Here is a 2152-nt window from a genome sequence, read left to right on the forward strand (position 1 = left end):
TCGCCCGGCTGGTGGAAACCGCCTTGCGTGAAGTGGATCGTGGCGTGGTGGAGGCAACCCAGGCGATGGGGGCCAGCACCTGGCAGACCATCCGCCACACCCTGCTGCCGGAAGCTTGTGGCGGGCTGCTGGCGGCGGTGACGGTGACCGCCATCGTGCTGGTGGACTACACGGCGATGGCCGGGGTGATCGGTGGCGGCGGGCTGGGCGACCTGGCGATCCGCTATGGCTACCAGCGCTTCCAGACCGATGTGATGGTGGTCACGGTGATCCTGCTGCTGCTCCTGGTACAGGCGCTGCAAATGACCGGTGACCGCCTGGTGGCCCGCTACAGCCGACGTTGACCCGCCGAACCGAACTTATAAAACAACCTGGCCCAACGACCACCCGACGCCGGCCCTTTCTGCCTCTCTGGAGCCTTGCATGAAAAAGACCCTGGCCGTATTGGCCGCCCTGATGTCCCTGGCTGCACACGCCAATGAAAAACTGACCGTCGGCGCCACACCGGTGCCCCACGCCGAGATCCTCGAATTCGTCAAGCCGACCCTGGCCAGGGAAGGCGTCGACCTGGATATCAAGGTCTTCAACGATTTCATCCAGCCCAACCAGCAACTGGCGCTGAAGAACCTGGACGCCAACTACTATCAGTACCGGCCGTTCCTCGATGACTACAACAAGACCCGCCACACCAATCTGGTGCCGGTGGTCGGCGTGCATATCGAGCCGTTCGGCGCCTACTCGACAAAGATCAAGAGTCTGTCCGAACTCAAGGATGGCGCTTCGGTGTCGATTCCCAATGACCCGGTGAATACCGGTCGGGCCCTGGTGCTGCTGCACGAGGCCGGGCTGATCAAGCTAAAGGACCCGAGCAATACCCAGTCGACCCCGCGCGACATTGCCGAGAACCCGAAACACCTGAAGATTCGTGAACTGGAGGGAGCGATGCTGGCGCGTTCGGTTAGCCAGGTGGACCTGGCATTCGTGTTCGCCAACTATGCGCTGGAAGCAGGGATCGACACCAACAGTGCGCTGATCGTCGAGAAGGGCAAGGATCTGTACGTCGAGTTCCTGGTGGCGCGGCCGGACAACCTCAATGACCCGGGCATCCAGAAACTGGCCAAGGCGCTGAACTCCGATGAGGTGCGGCAGTTCATCCTGACCCGCTACAAGGGGCAGATCGCGCCGGGCTTCTAGCCCCGGCTTCTACAGGGCGATCAGCTTTCCGGCTCCAGCAGGTGGGGGCCGGGGCCCTGGTCGCCCAGCACGTCGCCCTGGTTGCGCAACGGGCAGGTCTCCATCGACAGGCAGCCGCAGCCGATGCAGCCGTTGAGCTTGTCCCGCAGCCGGGTCAGGCGGGCGATGCGCTCGTCCAGTTCGTCCTTCCAGCGTTCCGACATCCGCGCCCAGTCCGCCGCTGTAGGCGTGCGGCCTTCGGGCAACGCTTGCAGGGCCTGGTGGATCTCCGCCAGCGGAATCCCCAGGTTCTGCGCGACCTTGATCAGCGACACCCGACGCAGCACGTCGCGGGCATAGCGGCGCTGGTTGCCGGCATTGCGGCTGCTCCGGATCAGCCCCTTGGATTCGTAGAAGTGTAGGGCCGTGACCGATACGCCGCTGCGTGCGGCGACCTGGCCGACCGTGAGTGCCTTGTCGGTGGGCAGGGCCTTGTGTAATGCCATGGAAGAAATCCCTTGACCTCTAGTTAACTTGAGGTTTTACCCTGCATCACCTCGGATCTCAAGATCCTGTGCGACTTTCCGGGGAGTTTTCCATGCCAGCTACAGAGCAAAACCGCAGCTTCACCCAACTGATCCAGTTCGAGATCGAACCCCACCAACAGGATGCCCTGGTCTGTGCCCTGGAGCGGCAGACCGAGCGCCTGGCCCAGGATTTCGCCGGCTTCATCAGCGGTAATGTGCAGGTCAGCGACGATGGTCGGCGCGTATTGAATGTGCTGCAGTGGCGATCGAAACAGGCCGGCGAGGCGGCGTTCGCCCGCTTCGAGAGTGGCGAGGAGGATTTCTGGCTGCTGATTCGCCAGCACCGGGCCAGGGCGGTGAGCTTCGGTTCGTTCCAGGTGCTGCGCAGCATCGAGCGCAGCCACGATAACGCGCTGCATTGTGCCCTGGTTGGCTAGGCTATGTACGAAATC

At 63.0% G+C, this 2152-nt stretch carries 4 protein-coding genes; 3 read left to right on the forward strand and 1 reads right to left on the reverse strand.

Annotation, left to right across the window (positions count from 1 at the left end):
• A partial coding sequence (locus tag PF66_RS31005; protein WP_152973127.1) for an ABC transporter permease subunit occupies nucleotides 1–344 on the forward strand: 344 nt, incomplete at its 5' end.
• A 79-nt stretch (nucleotides 345–423) separates the two neighbouring features.
• Nucleotides 424–1194, forward strand: coding sequence for a MetQ/NlpA family ABC transporter substrate-binding protein (locus PF66_RS31010; RefSeq protein WP_054059913.1), 771 nt, complete (start codon nucleotides 424–426; stop codon nucleotides 1192–1194).
• Nucleotides 1195–1214: 20 nt separating this feature from the next.
• Here PF66_RS31010 and soxR read toward each other — a convergent pair whose 3' ends face one another.
• Entirely contained in the window at nucleotides 1215–1679 is a 465-nt protein-coding gene (gene soxR / locus PF66_RS31015) for a redox-sensitive transcriptional activator SoxR (protein ID WP_054064819.1), read from the reverse strand.
• Nucleotides 1680–1771: 92 nt separating this feature from the next.
• Between soxR and PF66_RS31020 the strand changes: the two genes are divergently transcribed.
• The gene (locus PF66_RS31020) at nucleotides 1772–2137 is read left to right on the forward strand and encodes an antibiotic biosynthesis monooxygenase (protein WP_054059911.1); all 366 of its coding nucleotides are present in this window, start codon (nucleotides 1772–1774) and stop codon (nucleotides 2135–2137) included.
• Nucleotides 2138–2152 lie beyond the last annotated feature (15 nt).

The sequence above is a fragment of the Pseudomonas asplenii genome, from assembly GCF_001293465.1.
Taxonomy (GTDB): domain Bacteria; phylum Pseudomonadota; class Gammaproteobacteria; order Pseudomonadales; family Pseudomonadaceae; genus Aquipseudomonas; species Aquipseudomonas fuscovaginae_B.